Annotated in this window: 13 protein-coding genes and 1 tRNA gene; 5 read left to right on the top strand and 9 right to left on the bottom strand. The window is 73.5% G+C overall.

The annotated features are described in order from the left end of the window. The first annotated feature begins 248 nt into the window (after positions 1–248). Positions 249–2,786 (top strand): FxSxx-COOH system tetratricopeptide repeat protein, encoded by a 2,538-nt coding sequence (gene fxsT, locus MF672_RS29210; RefSeq protein WP_242374446.1) that lies wholly within the window; start codon positions 249–251, stop codon positions 2,784–2,786. Here fxsT and MF672_RS29205 read toward each other — a convergent pair. The 5 genes from MF672_RS29205 to MF672_RS29190 all read right to left on the bottom strand — a co-directional run bounded on the left by MF672_RS29205 (position 2,693) and on the right by MF672_RS29190 (position 6,904). Further along, the gene (locus tag MF672_RS29205) at positions 2,693–4,054 is read right to left on the bottom strand and encodes an FxsB family cyclophane-forming radical SAM/SPASM peptide maturase (protein ID WP_242374445.1); all 1,362 of its coding nucleotides are present in this window, start codon (positions 4,052–4,054) and stop codon (positions 2,693–2,695) included. The two genes, fxsT and MF672_RS29205, sit on opposite strands and share 94 nt — an antisense overlap. 40 nt (positions 4,055–4,094) lie before the next feature. Beyond that, the gene (locus MF672_RS29200) at positions 4,095–4,646 is read right to left on the bottom strand and encodes a GNAT family N-acetyltransferase (protein ID WP_242374444.1); all 552 of its coding nucleotides are present in this window, start codon (positions 4,644–4,646) and stop codon (positions 4,095–4,097) included. A gap of 67 nt (positions 4,647–4,713) precedes the next feature. After that, positions 4,714–4,786: transfer RNA gene (locus tag MF672_RS29195), tRNA-Ala, on the bottom strand. A gap of 185 nt (positions 4,787–4,971) precedes the next feature. Next, complete coding sequence (locus tag MF672_RS51510) at positions 4,972–5,094, bottom strand: hypothetical protein (protein WP_302893274.1); 123 nt, start codon at positions 5,092–5,094, stop codon at positions 4,972–4,974. Positions 5,095–5,404: 310 nt separating this feature from the next. Beyond that, entirely contained in the window at positions 5,405–6,904 is a 1,500-nt protein-coding gene (locus MF672_RS29190; RefSeq protein ID WP_242374443.1) for a vWA domain-containing protein, read from the bottom strand. A gap of 134 nt (positions 6,905–7,038) precedes the next feature. Between MF672_RS29190 and MF672_RS29185 the strand changes: the two genes are divergently transcribed. Beyond that, the gene (locus MF672_RS29185) at positions 7,039–8,808 is read left to right on the top strand and encodes an asparagine synthase-related protein (RefSeq protein WP_242374442.1); all 1,770 of its coding nucleotides are present in this window, start codon (positions 7,039–7,041) and stop codon (positions 8,806–8,808) included. Here the strand turns inward: MF672_RS29185 and MF672_RS29180 are convergent. The 3 genes from MF672_RS29180 to MF672_RS29170 are packed head-to-tail and all read right to left on the bottom strand — an operon-like array spanning position 8,777 to position 10,850. Further along, on the bottom strand, positions 8,777–9,325 hold the full coding sequence (locus MF672_RS29180) for a TIGR03086 family metal-binding protein (protein WP_242374441.1): 549 nt from the start codon (positions 9,323–9,325) through the stop codon (positions 8,777–8,779). The genes MF672_RS29185 and MF672_RS29180 overlap by 32 nt on opposite strands. Continuing rightward, on the bottom strand, positions 9,322–9,834 hold the full coding sequence (locus MF672_RS29175) for an isoprenylcysteine carboxyl methyltransferase family protein (protein ID WP_242374440.1): 513 nt from the start codon (positions 9,832–9,834) through the stop codon (positions 9,322–9,324). The genes MF672_RS29180 and MF672_RS29175 overlap by 4 nt, the downstream gene beginning before the upstream one ends. Next, positions 9,831–10,850, bottom strand: a complete 1,020-nt coding sequence (locus tag MF672_RS29170; RefSeq protein WP_242374439.1) for a type III polyketide synthase — start codon at positions 10,848–10,850, stop codon at positions 9,831–9,833. Before MF672_RS29170 ends, MF672_RS29175 begins: the two co-directional genes overlap by 4 nt. A gap of 42 nt (positions 10,851–10,892) precedes the next feature. Here MF672_RS29170 and MF672_RS29165 point away from each other — a divergent pair, with 42 nt between their 5' ends. Continuing rightward, positions 10,893–11,879 carry a helix-turn-helix domain-containing protein gene (locus MF672_RS29165; protein ID WP_242374438.1) on the top strand — a complete coding sequence of 329 codons (987 nt, stop codon included), beginning with the start codon at positions 10,893–10,895 and terminating at the stop codon, positions 11,877–11,879. A gap of 21 nt (positions 11,880–11,900) precedes the next feature. Here MF672_RS29165 and MF672_RS29160 read toward each other — a convergent pair whose 3' ends face one another. Next, positions 11,901–12,545, bottom strand: a complete 645-nt coding sequence (locus MF672_RS29160) for a TetR/AcrR family transcriptional regulator (RefSeq protein ID WP_242374437.1) — start codon at positions 12,543–12,545, stop codon at positions 11,901–11,903. A gap of 22 nt (positions 12,546–12,567) precedes the next feature. On the opposite strand from MF672_RS29160, the gene MF672_RS29155 reads away from it, so the two are divergent. Both MF672_RS29155 and MF672_RS29150 read left to right on the top strand, forming a co-directional pair. Next, entirely contained in the window at positions 12,568–13,992 is a 1,425-nt protein-coding gene (locus MF672_RS29155; RefSeq protein WP_242374436.1) for an MFS transporter, read from the top strand. Continuing rightward, entirely contained in the window at positions 13,989–14,441 is a 453-nt protein-coding gene (locus MF672_RS29150; RefSeq protein ID WP_242374435.1) for a hemerythrin domain-containing protein, read from the top strand. Before MF672_RS29155 ends, MF672_RS29150 begins: the two co-directional genes overlap by 4 nt. The last annotated feature ends 47 nt before the right edge of the window (positions 14,442–14,488 follow it).

Here is a 14,488-nt window from a genome sequence, read left to right as displayed (position 1 = left end):
GGTCGCATGGGGCCACTCCCTCGTCGGACGGGGCTCAAAAGGCATGTATCACATTCACGCTCCCGCGCCTACCCTCTGAACGGCGCTCCCTTTATGGTGCGCGATAAACCAGGAGAGCGGGAAGTCCGTAAATGACGGGTGGTGCCACCCCCTGAATCCGGCCGCTAGCATGACGACTGTCATTTCCCCACCATTTTCCGAGGGCGCAATCCATCCTCGATGAATTCTCGGACAGGAGGGCGGAACGCGTGACCGAGCCACGGCGGCCCGCCACGGGGCGGTCGGCGGGAGACTTCCCCGACGTGTGGAGAGTGCCTCCCCGCAACAAGAACTTCACCGGACGCGAGGGCCTGCTCAGCAGGCTGCGCAGCGGCATCGTCGGCCAGCCCACGGCGGTCGTCCCGCACGCCCTGCACGGCCTCGGCGGCGTCGGCAAGACCCAGATGGCCATCGAGTACGCCTACCGCTACCGCGACGAGTACGACCTCGTCTGGTGGATCCCCGCCGACCAGCCCGGCCTGGTGCGCTCCACCCTGGCGCAGCTGGCGTCCAAGCTGGGCGTGCCCGGCCCGACCACGACCGGCATCGACGACGCCGCGGCCGCCGTGCTGGAGGCGCTGCGGCGCGGCCAGCCGTACCGCCGGTGGTTACTGATCTTCGACAACGCCGACGAGCCCGAGGACCTCGCCGACATCGTGCCGCCCGGCCCCGGCCACGTGCTCATCACCTCCCGCAACCACCGCTGGGAGAGCGTGGTCGACACGGTGGCGGTCGACGTGTTCCCCCGCGAGGAGAGCATCCAGTTCTTCCGGCGGCGGATGGCGCGCCGCGCCATCGACGACCGGCTCGCCGACCGGCTGGCGGAGGCGCTGGGCGACCTGCCGCTCGCCCTGGAGCAGGCCGCCGCGCTGCAGACCGAGACCGGGATGACCCCGGAGGACTACCTCAAGCTGCTCAACGAGCGCACCGGCCGGCTGCTCAGCGAGGGCAAGCCGAGCGAATACCCGCTGTCGATGACGGCCGCGTGGGGCCTTTCGGTCTCCAAGCTCAAGGAGAACCTGCCCGAGGCCATGGAGCTGCTGCGCACCTGCGCGTTCTTCGGCCCCGAGCCCATTCCCCGGGCCGTCTTCTACCCGGTCGAGGGCCCCCTCCGCCCGGTGATCGCCGAGCTGCTCGCCGACCCGATCAGGCTGAGCAGGGCCATCGCCCGGCTGGGCAAGTACGCCCTGGTCCGCATCGAGGCCGAGAGCGGCGAGCGCACCCTCCAGGTCCACCGGCTCATCCAGGCGCTGCTGCGCGAGGAGCTGGACCGCGCGACGCAGGAGGAGATCCGCTCGGAGGTGCACACCCTGCTGATCGGGGCCGCGCCGCAGCCGCCGGACGAGCCGGCCAACTGGCCGCGCTACGACGCGCTGCTCGGCCACGTCGGCTCGGCCAGGGTGGCCGAGAGCACCCGCGAGGACGTCCGCGACTTCGCCATCGACATCCTGTCCTACCTCCGCACCTCCGGCAACCACCGGGCCACGCGCAGCCTGGTCGACACGTTCGTCAGCCGCTGGACGGCCGCCTCCGGCCCCGGCAACCTGCACGTGCTGCGGGCGCAGCGCATCAAGGGCAACCTGCTGCGCGACCTCGGCGAGTACCAGAACGCCTACGAGCTCGACCAGGAGACGCTGCGCACCCTGCGCGCCGCCGCCGGCGACCGGCACCCCGACACCCTGATCCAGCTCAACGGCATCGGCGCCGACCTGCGCGCCCAGGGCCTGTTCCGGGAGGCGCGCGAGCACGACGAGGAGTCGGTCCGGCTGCACCGCGACGTCCTCGGCCCCACGCACGTCTACACCCTGCGGGCCGTCAACAACCTGGCCCTCGACTACGGCCTGACCAGCGACTACCGCGGGTCGCGCGCCCTGCTGGAGGAGGCGCTGCGCGCGGCGCAGGCCGCGGGCGCCGCGGCGGGCCGCGGCACCGTGCTCAACCTGTGGACCGGGCTCGGCCGGGCGGTCCGGCTGTGCGGCGACTACCAGGAGGCGTGCGACGTCGGCGAGGACGCGCTGGCCTACGGCCGCGAGCACCTCGACGCCGACCATCCGCGCATCCTGCTGGCCATGAAGGACCAGGCCATCGCGCTGCTGCGGTCCGGCGAGGGCGCCGACGCCCTCGAGCTGGCCAGAGACGTGCACGCCCGCTACTACCGCCTGTACGGCCTGGACAACCCGGGCACGCTCGCGGCCGCCACCTGCCTGGCCAACTGCCTGCGCGCCAACGGCGAGATCGAGGAGGCCTTCAGTCTGGCCAGCGACACCATGGACCGCTACCCCGGCATGTACGGCCCCGACCACCCCTACAACTACGGCTGCGCCAGCAACGTCGCGCTCCTGCACCGGGTGCGCGGCAACCCGCAGGCCGCCCGCGAGCTGAACGAGCGCGCCCTGGAGGGCATCGAGCGGCGGCTCGGCCGCGACCACCACTACGCGCTGCTGGTCGCCGTCAACCTGGCCACCGACCTGGTCGAGCTCGGCGACCTCAAGGCGGCCTGCAAGCTGGGCCAGGACACCTACCAGCGCCTGCGCCACCTGCTCGGCGAGCGGCACCCGACCACGCTGGCCGCCGCCGCCAACCTGGCCGCCGACCTGGAGACGTCCGGGCAGCGCGAGGAGGCGGAGGCGCTGTTCGCCGAGACGCGGGCGATCTACGAGGAGACGCTGGGCGCCGAGCACCCCGACGCCGTCGTCGCCGAGGAGCACCGGCACCTCGACTGCGACTTCGACCCGCCGCCGATCTGACCCTCCCGGCCCTGGCCGGCCGTCGCCGCCTGGGCGGGCCGGCCGGCCGGCCCGGTCAGCAGGGCCACGTCCTCGCCGATCGCCCGCCTGATGTGGGTGATCAGCCGGTACAGGTCGCGGCAGTACACCGACGGGTTGCGGAAGCCGGTGCCCGGGCGGTAGCGGTGCGGGTAGAGGCCGCCGCCGCACACCCGGGCGAGGTCGCAGGCGGCGCACGTGTCCGACAGGGCGAGCGGGCCGATCTGCCGGGCGGCGATGGCGGGCAGCAGCAGGGCCGCGTCGAAGGAGTCGCGGAAGGTGTGCAGCCGGGTGCCGGCCGCTCCCTCGTAGGCGGACTTGAGCGTGTCGACCTGCTCGATGCTGCCGTCGGTCTCGACGACCACGATCGCCACCGGCGACAGGCCCACGCTCTCGCTGCGTGAGGGCAGGCCGCACAGCAGGCGGATGATCTGGCTGAACAGGCGCACCTGCGTCTCGCGCTGGGAGGCGGCGTACCAGCGGTCGAAGACGGCGGCGAGCCAGTCGCCGTACGGCGTGCCGGTGGAGGTCCAGCCGGGCGGCGGCGTGCGCCAGTTGCCGTGGGGGAGCAGGAAGTCCAGCATCGGCGGCTCGAACTCCAGCAGCGCGTCGAACGTGGCCACCGGGTCGTTGTCCAGGTCGATCGTGCACAGCAGGCCGCCGAACAGGTGCCGGTAGGCGGGCTGCGTCAGCCGCGTGAGGCCGGCCGTGACGCGGGCGTAGGCGCTCTGTCCCGAGGCGCGGCGGCGGTGGCGGTCGTTGCCCTCCTCGTCGCCGTCGAGGCTGACGCCGACGCGGATGTCCATCTCCGCGAACAGGCGCAGGAACGCCTCGTTGAGCAGGACGCCGTTGGTCTGCGTGCGCACGGTCAGCTCGATGCCGTCGAGCGCCTTGCGCAGCGCCGTCACGGCGTAACGCACGTGCTCGACGCCGGCCAGCAACGGCTCGCCGCCGTGCAGGATGACGTCCGCCGTCTCCAGGCCGTGGGCCCGCGCGTGCTCCTCGACGCGGGCCGCCACCCGGTCGATGGTCGCCTTGGACATGCGGCGCGGCTGGCTGCGCCAGCCCTGGTCGGCCATCTCGTACATGTAGCAGTAGTCGCAGGCGAGGTTGCAGCGGCTGTGCAGCTTGAGGATGAACTGCCGGAACGGCGTGGGACGCCAGCCCGACTCCAGAAGCCGGTCCACGTCGAGATCCGCAGGCCACTCCACGCCGCCGTCCGTGGCGGCCGGCCCGGTTTCCTCTCCCACGATCCGCCTCCGCGGGTTGAGTTCGGATATCCGCCTTATTTCATCCGCGAAGCCCGTCCTCGGCAACCGGAGAATGGTTCCGGACCGCGCCGGCGAACAATTCCGGAGTGATGAACCAGCGTTCGTGCGCGCGGGGGACCCCGTCGATCACCATGGTGACCCGAATTCCGTCCTGCCGGCAGAAGCCCAGCCGTTCCATGAGTTTCCGGCAGGGCGTGTTGACGGGCTGGACGTCGGCCACGACCCGCTCCAGCCGCAGCTCGCCGAAGGCGTGCGTCAGGGCCAGCGCGACCCCGCGCCGCAGGTAGCCGCGCCCGGCGGTGCGCGCGAAGGCGCCGAAGCCGAGCGTCGCGCGGCCGTCGCCGATCTGCCGGAGGTTGACCAGGCCCACGATCTCGCCGCTGCTCCGCAGGCAGACCACCATGCCCACCGCCGTGACGCCGTCGAACCGGGCCAGATAGCCGGCGAAACGCGGCGCGGTGGTGGGGGCCGAGATCCAGCCGCGGTGCAGCGCGACGCTGTCGAGGGCGAGAGCGGTGAACTCGGTCTCGTCAGCGGCCGTCACCGGCCGGATGAACACCTCGTCGTCCATCGTTTCCGATCCGGAACCCATAGGAACGACGAAGGCGGCGTTCGTGAGAACACCGCCTTCGGAATTGTGGAGCTATGGGGATTCGAACCCCAGACCTCCTCCATGCCATGGAGGCGCGCTACCAACTGCGCTATAGCCCCTTGCTGCGTGTACGAGTGTATCGGACTTCGCGAGCACTGCGGACACCCGTCACGACAGCAGCGTCCGCAGGATCGGCTCCGCGTGGGTCCACAGGAGGGAGCCGCCCGCGTCCGGGATCAGGTGGCGGCGGGCGCGAGCACGCTGTCGCGGGCGTAGCCGGCCGGGCCCTGGGCGAAACCCTCGGTCAGGGCGCGGCGGTAGGCGGGTCGGCGGCGACCGTCTTGACCAGCTTCCTGAAGTGGTCGGGCAGGACGTCGGGCATGGCGGCGACCTCGTCGGCGCCCGACACGACCGCCACTCTGCGCACGGACCGGAGAAAGGTGCAGGCCAGGGCGAACGGCGCGCCCTGGGAGAAGCCGACCACCCGGAGGTCGTCCAGGCCGAGGGCGGCGGACGCCGAGCTCGTCCAGGACCTCCGCGCCGAAGCCGAGCCACCGGCTCGTGCCCGCCCCCGGGCAGAGCACGACCGGCGCCCCGGTGGCCGGTCCCCATTCGGCCAGGCCGAGGCGGCGGCCGTCAGGGAGAAGCCGCTCGCCGAGCCGGGCCGGCGGGGTGATCAGGACGGGGTGGTTCATGCCTGACACCTTGCTGGGCCCGGCCGCCGAGCCGCAAACCATTCAGCCGAGCGAGCGCGCCTTGCCGATGAGCGTGGTCAGCTCGCTCACCATCGGGTCCTCCGCCAGGGAGGCGAGCCGGGCGGCGTGCTCGGACAGCTCCGGCAGGTCCAGCCCGAAGCCCTGCCGGTCCCGCAGGTACCCGGCGAACGCCGCCACCAGCACGTCCACCTGCAGCCGGACCGGCGTCCCCGTGGCCCACAGGTTCTCGGCCAGGTCGCCGGACTGCAGCGCCTTGCCGGCCTCGGACGCCTCGCGGGTGTCGGGGTCCTGCCAGCGGACCGTGGCCTGGGCGAGCTGCCCGCGCGCCCCCGGCTTGAGCTTGAGCGAGTAGAGCGCGGTCACCGCGTGGCCGGGGCCGATCTCGCCGCCGTCGCGGCTGTCGTCGCGGAACTCCTCGGTGGTCAGGGCGCGGTTCTCGTAGCCGATGAGCCGGTAGCTCCTGACGACGGACGGGTTGAAGACGACCTGGGCCTTGGCGTCGCGGGCGCGCAGCTCGATGGTCGTGGTGAGCTGCGTGGTGAAGATCTTGTCGGCCTCCTCCTGGGAGCTGACGTACACGGCCATGCCGTCGCCGTTGTCGGCGAGCTGCTCCATGAGGGCGTCGCCGTACTCGCGGCCGACGCCGACGGTCAGCAGCGCGACCTGGCGGGCCGCGTACTCCTTGACCCGGCCGAGGATGCCCTGCCACTGGGTGTCGCCCTGGTTGGCGAGGCCGTCGGAGAGCAGGATGACGCGGTTGGTGGCGGCGGGGCGGAACGCCTTGGACGCCTCCTGGTAGCCGGTGACCAGGCCGGACTCCAGGTTGGTGCCGCCCTCGGTGACCAGGCGGTCCACGGCGGCCTTCAGCTCGCCGCGGGCGGTGAGCGGGGTCATCGAGGCCAGCACCTCGGCCTGGTCGCTGAACGACACGATCGAGACCTGGTCGCCGGGCGCGAGCTGGTCGAGCAGCGTGTCCAGCGCGGACTTGACCAGGTCCAGGCGGCCGGCCTCGGCCATCGAGCCGGAGACGTCCACGACGAAGGTGAGGTTGACGGGCCGGCGCGCGGCGGCGTCGGAGGCGCGGGTCTGCAGGCCGACCCGCAGGACGGCCTCGTCGCGGCCGCCGGGCAGCAGGGCGCCGTCCACGTGCACGGCGAACCCGTCGTCCGGGGGCTGCTCGTAGTCCTGGCGGAAGGCGTTGACCCACTCCTCGGGGCGGATCCGTCCTGGCTCGGGCCAGCGGCCCTCGCCGAGGGCGCGGCGGGCGTAGCCGTACGAGGCGGTGTCCACGTCGAGGGCGAACGTGGAGATCTGGGCCGTGGTCGTGTCCTGTTCGTCCTGTTGCTGCGCGTCCTGTTGCTCCGGTGCGCTCGCCGACGCCTGCGGCCGGGCCTGGGCGTCCGACGTGAGGGACTTGGGCGCGTTCTCCGCGCTGCCCGCGGAGCCGCCGGAGCCCCCGCATCCGGCGAGCACGAGGACGGCGACGAGCCCGGCGCCTACGGCTGACGGGCGAATTCTCATCTCTCAACCACCTCCGCCCCCTACGACGAGCGCGCACCCGCCGCGCGCCGGGCCGGTGACGTAAGCGAGCGCAAACCGCGACCACCGCGTGATCAGTTGTGACAATTGGGGCGAATGCGATAGATGTGAACGGTATGCGCGTCTATCTCGGTGTGGCCGCGACGCATGGCGAGATACCCGTCCGTGTCCTGGACCGGGCCCGTTCCGCCATCGAGCTCGCCTTCCCCGTGCCTCCGGAGGTCATCCGCGGCCGGGAGTGGCACGGCAGGGGCGTGTCCCTGTTCGGGTGGAGCAACGAGCCCGACGACCTGCGGCTCCCGCCGCTGCTGTCCGAGCACGGCGGCCGCGTCCTCGGGCTGAACGGCCACCTCGCCGACCCCGCCGACGTGACCCGGCTGCCCGGCGACGACGTGGGCGGCTGCTTCTCCGCCTGGTGGGCGCGCGACGGCGAGCTGGGCGCGAGCACCGCCGTCAACCGCGTCTGCCCCGTCTTCCACGCCGAGACGCCGGACCTGCACGTGATCGGCAGCCGGGCCCTGCTCGTGCACCTGGTGGCCCAGCCGCACGACCGCGTCGAGCACGACGTTCTGGCGCTGCAGTCGATGGTCCGGCAGGGGTTCTTCCTGTCGGACGAGACGCCGTACAAGGGGGTCTCCGCGCTGCGGCCGAACGCCCGGATCGAGATGCGCGAGGGCCGGCGCGCGATCACCGAGACCCCGCTGCCGGCGGCGGCCCCCGCCCCGGCGAGCCGCCGGGCCAAGCGGGCCGCCCTCGACGAGCTGGCCGACGCGCTGCTCGGCACCGTCGCGCCGCTGCGCGACCTGGCCGAGCCGGTCAACCTGGCCCTCACCGGCGGGCGCGACACCCGCGTCCTGGCGGCGCTGCTGCACGCCGCCCGGGTCCCGTTCCGGGTGACGACGAACGGGCTTGACACCCACCCCGACGTGATCATCGCCCGGCGCATCGCCGCCGAGCTGAAGGTGGAGCACACCGTCATCGCCCCGCCGCAGACGGCCGCCAAGGACGCCGTGCTGGTGGAGCACCCGCTGGAGCGGGCCTGGGAGACGCTGCGCACCTGCGAGGGCATGACCTCGGCGTACGAGTCGATCGTCGGCTACCTGCCCTACTCGGGCCGGCCCACCATGTCCGGCCAGAGCGGCGAGACGCTCCGCGCGGGCAGCCTCAACCTCCTCCAGACCGACCTCACCGACCAGGCGCTGCTGCGCCGCGTCACCACGACCTTCTGCAAGGACGAGAGGCTGTTCACCGCCGAGGCCAACGAGCACGCCCGCGAGCTGGCCCGCCCCTGGCAGGAGCGGGCCGACCGGCTGGAGGCCCTGGACCACATGTACGTCTGGTACAAGGTCGGCCGCTGGCAGGCCAGCGCGCGGGCGGGGGCGCTGCGGCGCGGCGACCCGGTGCGGCCGTTCCTGGACAACCGGGTGGTGCGCGCGGCGCTCGCCCTCGACCAGGGCTGGCGGCTGTCCGAGGAGGTGATCTACCACCTCGTCCTGCGGTTCGCGCCCCGCCTGCGGGACGTGCCGATCGAGGGCAAGCCGTGGCGCTTCGCGGAGGGGATGACCCGGCGCCGCCTCCCCTGGACCCGCGTGCCGCCCGCCCACCTGCCGACGGTGCGGACCGGTGGCGGCTGGAGCTGGCGCACCAGCCCCGGGCCGGTGCTCACGGACGTGCTGCGCCGGCAGGTGCTCGACGGCCTCGACGCGCTCGCCCCCATCGTGAACCCCGACGAGGTGCGCGCCCTGTTCGCCGACCCGGTGGTCAGGAAGCCCGCCCTGGCCTGGCACCTCTACACCGTCAGCACGCTCCTGACCGGCCTGTACCCCGGCAAGCGGCCCGAGGGCCTGGAACGGATCACGGTCGCCAGGCCGGATCCCGCCCGATGATGCCGAGGAACCGCTCCAGCGTGGAGGCGTCCTCCGGCACCGCGACCTCCTCGCCGAACGCGCCCCGAGCCCGGCCGATCGGCGCCATGTCCTTGGCGAAGCCGAGCAGCCTGGCCGCGATCTCCTCCGGCACCTCGTAGCCGCGCCCGGTCGCCCTGGACAGGTCCCAGCCGTGGGCGACGAGGTCGGTCAGCGCCATGTGGGCGAGGACCGTCCTCGGCAGGCCGCCCATGGCCTCGCTGACCCCTTCCCACGCCTCCGGTTTGTCCCAGGCGATCAGCATGCGCTCGGCCCGCTCGGGGAAGTCGCCGGTGTACTCCTTCGGCGGCAGGAACGGGCCGCCGCCCGCGACCGACTCGAAGAGCGAGGCGCCCCACTCCAGGTGGTTGACGAGTTCCTTGACGTCGTACTCCGCGCACGGCGTGGGCCGGCCGAACTCCTCCTCGGGGATGCTGGTGACCAGGTCGGCGGTGCGCTGGGCGGCCTCGCGCAGCATCGGCAGCAACTCATCTCTCATGGGTTACAGGATGCCAGCGCGCGGTCCTCCACCGTGATCCGAATCATCAGAAGAACCGCATTGGCGGCGGTGAAGACCAGCGCGGTGAGCCAGGCAGTGTGCACGAGCGGGAGCGCCAGGCCCTCCGCGACGACCGCCACGTAGTTGGGGTGCCGCACCCACCGGTACGGCCCGCCGCTCACCAGCGGCAGCCCCGGCACCACGACCACCCGGGTGTTCCACTGCCGGCCGAGCGTCGTGATGCACCACCAGCGCAGCGCCTGCGCGAGCACCACCACGGCGAGCATCGGCCAGCCGAGCGCCGGGACGAAGGGGCGGCCGAGCAGCCACACCTCGGCGGGCGCGGCGACCAGCAGCGCGACGTGGGCGGCGACGATGAAGGGGTAGTGGCCGCGGCCGTGCTCCACGCCGCCCCGCGCGCGGGCCCACGCCAGGTTGCGCCGGGCCACGGCCAGCTCGGCCAGCCGTTCCAGGACGACCAGCCCGATCAGCACCAGGTACGCGCTCACCAGTGCAGCAGGAGCAGCTCGGCGGAGAAGCCCGGCCCCAGCGCCATCAGCACGGCGGGGGAGCCCGGCCGGCCGCGCGTCCGCTGGAGCACGTTGAGCACCGACACCGAGGACAGGTTGCCGTGCTCGCGCAGCGACCGCCAGGTCACCTCGACCGCCTGGGGCGCCAGGTCCAGCGTCTCCACGATCTTCTCGATCACCTTGGGGCCGCCGGGGTGGCAGATCCAGGTGCCCACCTGGTCGGGGGTCAGGCCGTAGTCGGCGAGGAAGCTCCTGATGTCGCCCGCCAGCACCTGCTCCACGAAGTCGGTCAGGTCGGCGTCGAGCACGATGCGGAAGCCGTGGTCGCCGACCTCCCAGCCCATCAGGTGCTCGGTGCCGGGGTACAGCCGGCTGCGGGTGGCCACCACCTCCGGCCCCCGGCCGCGCCCGGTCGCCACGACGGCTCCCGCGCCGTCGCCGAACAGGCCGCTCGCCACCAGGTTGGCGATCGAGGTGTCGTCCCGCTGGATGGTCAGCGAGCACAGCTCGACGCACACCAGCGCCGCGACGTGGTCGGGCCAGCCGCGCAGGTAGTCGTACAGGCGGGACAGACCGGACGCGCCCGCCGCGCAGCCGAGCCCGAACACCGGCACCCGCTTGACGTCCGGCCGCAGCCCCACCCGCTTGGCCAGCCGCGCGTCCAGCGAGGGCGTGGCGAGGCCGGTGGTCGAGCAGAACAGCAGGTGGTCGACCTTCTCCGGCTCCACGCCCGCCTGGTCGAGCGCGCCCCGCAGGGCCTGCTCGCTGAGGTCGAGCGCGACGTCCACGTAGGCGTCGTTGGCGCGGTGGAAGGAGTCGAGCTTGGCGTAGTCCTCCAGGGGCAGCGCCAGGCTTCGGCCGGTCACGCCGGTGGCGCTGTGGAAGTGCCGCAGGAGGTCCTCGTCACAGTCGGTCAGGCGGGCGAACGCCTCGGTGATCTCCGCCTGCTCGTAGCGGTGATCCGGCAAAACCGTCTGTACCGCCGAAATATGCATATACCTCCTCTGCCGCTGGAGGGGCCCGGCTAACATGCGCTCATGCTCCTTCCCGAACCGGCCCGGCCGCACCGGGTCGCCGTGCTGGCCTTCGACGGCATGGCGCCGTTCGAGTTGGGCTGCGTGGTGGAGCTGTTCGGGCTGCCCCGGCCCGAGCTCGACGTCCCCTGGTACGACCTCGCGGTGTGCGCGGAGACGGCCGAGCCGCTGCGCGTGGTCGGCGGTTTCACCATGCGCGCCGAGCACGGGCTCGACGTGCTGGCCGAGGCCGCCACCGTGATCGTCCCCGGCGTGGCGGACGTGCGCGGGCCCGTCTCGCCCGCCCTCGTCGCGGCGCTGCGGCGGGCGCACGCGCGCGGCGCGCGGCTGGTCTCGATCTGCTCCGGCGCCTTCGCGCTGGCCGCCGCCGGGCTGCTCGACGGCCGCCCGGTCACGACGCACTGGCGCTACGCCGCCCTGCTCCAGGAACGTTTCCCCGCCGCGCGGGTCAACCCCTCGGTCCTGTACGTGGACGACGGCGACGTGCTCACCAGCGCCGGCAGCGCCGCCGGGCTCGACCTGCTGATCCACCTGGTCCGCACCGACCACGGCCCGAGCGTGGCCAACACCGTCGCCCGCCGCCTCGTCGTGCCGCCGCACCGGGAGGGCGGGCAGGCCCAGTTCATCGAGGCCGCCGTGACGCCGGTCGGCGACGACGACGCGGTGGCGCGGGCCATGGCCTGGGCCCTGGAGCACCTGGCTCGGCCCATCACCGTGGCCGACCTGGCCGGGGTCGCCACCATGTCGGAGCGCTCGTTCATCCGGCACTTCCGGCGGCAGACCGGCACCAGCCCGCTGCGATGGGTGATCGCGCAACGGGTGGCGGCCAGCCTGCCGATGCTGGAGTCCACGGGGGTGCCGGTCGAGGAGATCGGGGCGGCGGTGGGGTTCGAGAGCCCGGTGACGTTCCGGCGCCACTTCACCCGGGCGATGCGCACGTCGCCGTCGGCGTACCGCAAGGCGTTCACCGTGCGGACGGCCTCCGCCTGACCGTTGTCCGGTCGGGCCGCTTCAGAGCAGGCCCGTGACGAGGGCCCGCAGCCCCCGGTCGTAGGTGTCCTGCGCGGTCAGCTCCTCCCAGCGCCGCCCGACCTCGGCCAGCCGGGGGAACTCGGCCGCGTCCAGCCCGGCGAACACCCGCTCCCGGTACGTGCTCCCCCCTTGGGCCCGCCGCCGGGCCGCCGCCGCCCGGCCGGCGATCTCGCCGGCCGTGTAGTGCCAGATGATCCGGTACGCCGAGACCGCCTGCTCCAGCGGCAGCCCCGCCGCCAGGGCCGCGTCCACGATCTTCTCCGGGTACCAGAGCCCGCCGACGGACAGCAGGTCGTCGGCGCGGAGCACGTCCACCACCCACGGGCAGCCGGACAACGTCTCCCGCATGGCGGTGGCCACCGCGACCACGCGCTCGCGCGGCTCGGCGGGCAGCTCCTCCTCGGCCGGGCGGGGCCGGCTCGCCGCGTAGTCGTCGAGGAGGAGCAGCAGCAGCTCCTCCTTGTCGCGTACGTGGTGGTAGAGCGCCATGGGCGTGCTGCCGACCTCGCGGGCCAGGCGGCGCATGGTCAGGCCCTCGACGCCGTCGGCGGCGATGACGCGGTGGGCGGCGGCCACGATGTCGGCCCTGGAGATCCTCGGCGGTCGGCCGGTGCGCGCTGGCATCCTGCCATGTTACTTTTTATACATGTATAGAAACTCGCCGCAGACGTGGCCGGCCGTGGGCGCGCTGGCGTACGGCGTCGCCGTCGGCACTCTTCAGATGACCGTCGTCGTGCCGCTGCTGCCCCGCCTGGCCCGCGACCTCGCCGCCTCGCCCGCCTCCGTCTCCTGGACCCTCACCGCCGGGCTGCTGTCCGGCGCGGTCGCCATCCCGCTGCTGTCGCGCCTCGGCGACCTGTACGGGCGGCGGCCGGTGTCCCTGGTCGCCCTCGCCCTGCTGACGGCAGGGTCGGTGCTGAGCGCGGTCGCGGACGCCCTGGCCCCGCTCATCGCCGGGCGCGTGCTCCAGGGGCTCGCCGCGCCGCTGCTGCCGCTGGCGATCGGGCTGGTCCGGCAGGCGTTGCCGGCGTCCCGGCTGCCGTCGGCGATCGGGGTGCTGAGCGCCACGATCGGGGTCGGCAGCGGAGGCGGAATGATCGTCGCCGGGCTGGTGGACGGGGACCGGCGGGCCGTGTTCTGGATCCTCGCGGGGCTGGCGGCGGTGGCGCTCGCGCTGGTCGCGACCTTGGTACGCGAGACCGGCGGCCGGCGATCCCCGGCCGGCTCGCAGGAGGAGAGCGCTCGCCCGTCCCCCGCCGGAGGTCGCGGGGAACGGGACGACACCGCCCGGCCGGCGCCCGCCGCGAGCCGTCGAGAGCGGCTGGACCTGCTCGGCGCCGTGCTGGTGCCGGGCTGGCTCGTCTGCCTGCTGCTCGCCCTCAGCAAGGGCCCCGAGTGGGGCTGGACGTCACCGGTGACGCTCGGCCTGCTGGCCTGTGCCGTCGTCGTGGCGGTGTGCTGGGTGGCGACCGCGCGCCGGGCCACGTCCCCGTTGATCGAGATCCCGATGCTCCTGCACCCCGGGACCGTGGGGGCGACGGTCGCCTCGTTCCTGATCGGGTTCGCGCTGTTCGCCGCGATCACGACGGTCTCGGCGTACGCGCAGGGCACGCTCGGCGCGTCGGTGCTGCAGGTGGGGCTGTACCTGCTGCCCACGACGCTCCTGATGCTCGCGGTCTCGGTGCTCGCCGGCCCGCTGATGCGGCGCTTCACCCCGGCCGCGCTGGTCGCGGGCGGCGCGGCGCTGGTGACGGTGGCCGCGCTGTGGCTCGCGGCCCTGCCCGCCGGCGGCCCGCTCCTGTACGGCGCCACGGCGGTGCTCGGTCTCGGCGTCGGGCTCGGCTACGCCGCGCTCGGCACCATGGCCGTCGAACACGTCGAACCGGCCAGGACCGCGGCGGCCGGCGGCGTGAACGCCCTGGTCAGAGTGCTCGGCAGCAGCCTGGCGGGGGTGGTGGGGGCGGTCGTCCTGGCGTCGGGCGGCCCCGGCTGGGCCTTCGTCCTCGCCGCCGTCGCGGCCCTGCTCGCCGCCGTCTTCGCCGCCGTACACGGAAAGGTCCGCCTCGCATGACCGGTGATCAGCGCCTTGTCGCCTGGGGCGACGAACTCGTCAAGCTCCACGACACCTTCCGCCGCGACCTCGCCGCGCTGCGCGCCGCGCTGGCGTCCACCCCGCCTGCCGCCCCGCCCTCGGGGCTGCCACCCGCCCTTGACCTGCGGACGCACTGCCTGGCGTTCTGCGACGCCCTGCACGCCCACCACGAGGGCGAGGACAACACCCTGTTCCCGCACCTGGCCGCCGAACACCCCGGACTCGCCGAGGTCCTGACCCGCCTCCGCGCCGAGCACCAGGTGGTGGCCCGCCTCCTCAACCGCATCCGCGTCCTCCTGGACGAGGGAGGAGCGGTGACGGACGAGGTGCACCGGCTGTCCCGGGAACTCGAGGCCCACCTGGACCACGAGGAGGAACACCTGGTCCCCGTCCTCAACCGCATGACCACCCTCCCGGACGACATCTGACCGCGCCCACGCCTCCGCCCGGCGCCCCACCACAATCACCTGAACCC

It is taken from the genome of Actinomadura luzonensis (assembly GCF_022664455.2).
Taxonomy (GTDB): domain Bacteria; phylum Actinomycetota; class Actinomycetes; order Streptosporangiales; family Streptosporangiaceae; genus Nonomuraea; species Nonomuraea luzonensis.
Note: the sequence above shows the minus strand (reverse complement) of the source record. Positions and strands in the feature narration are given on the sequence as shown.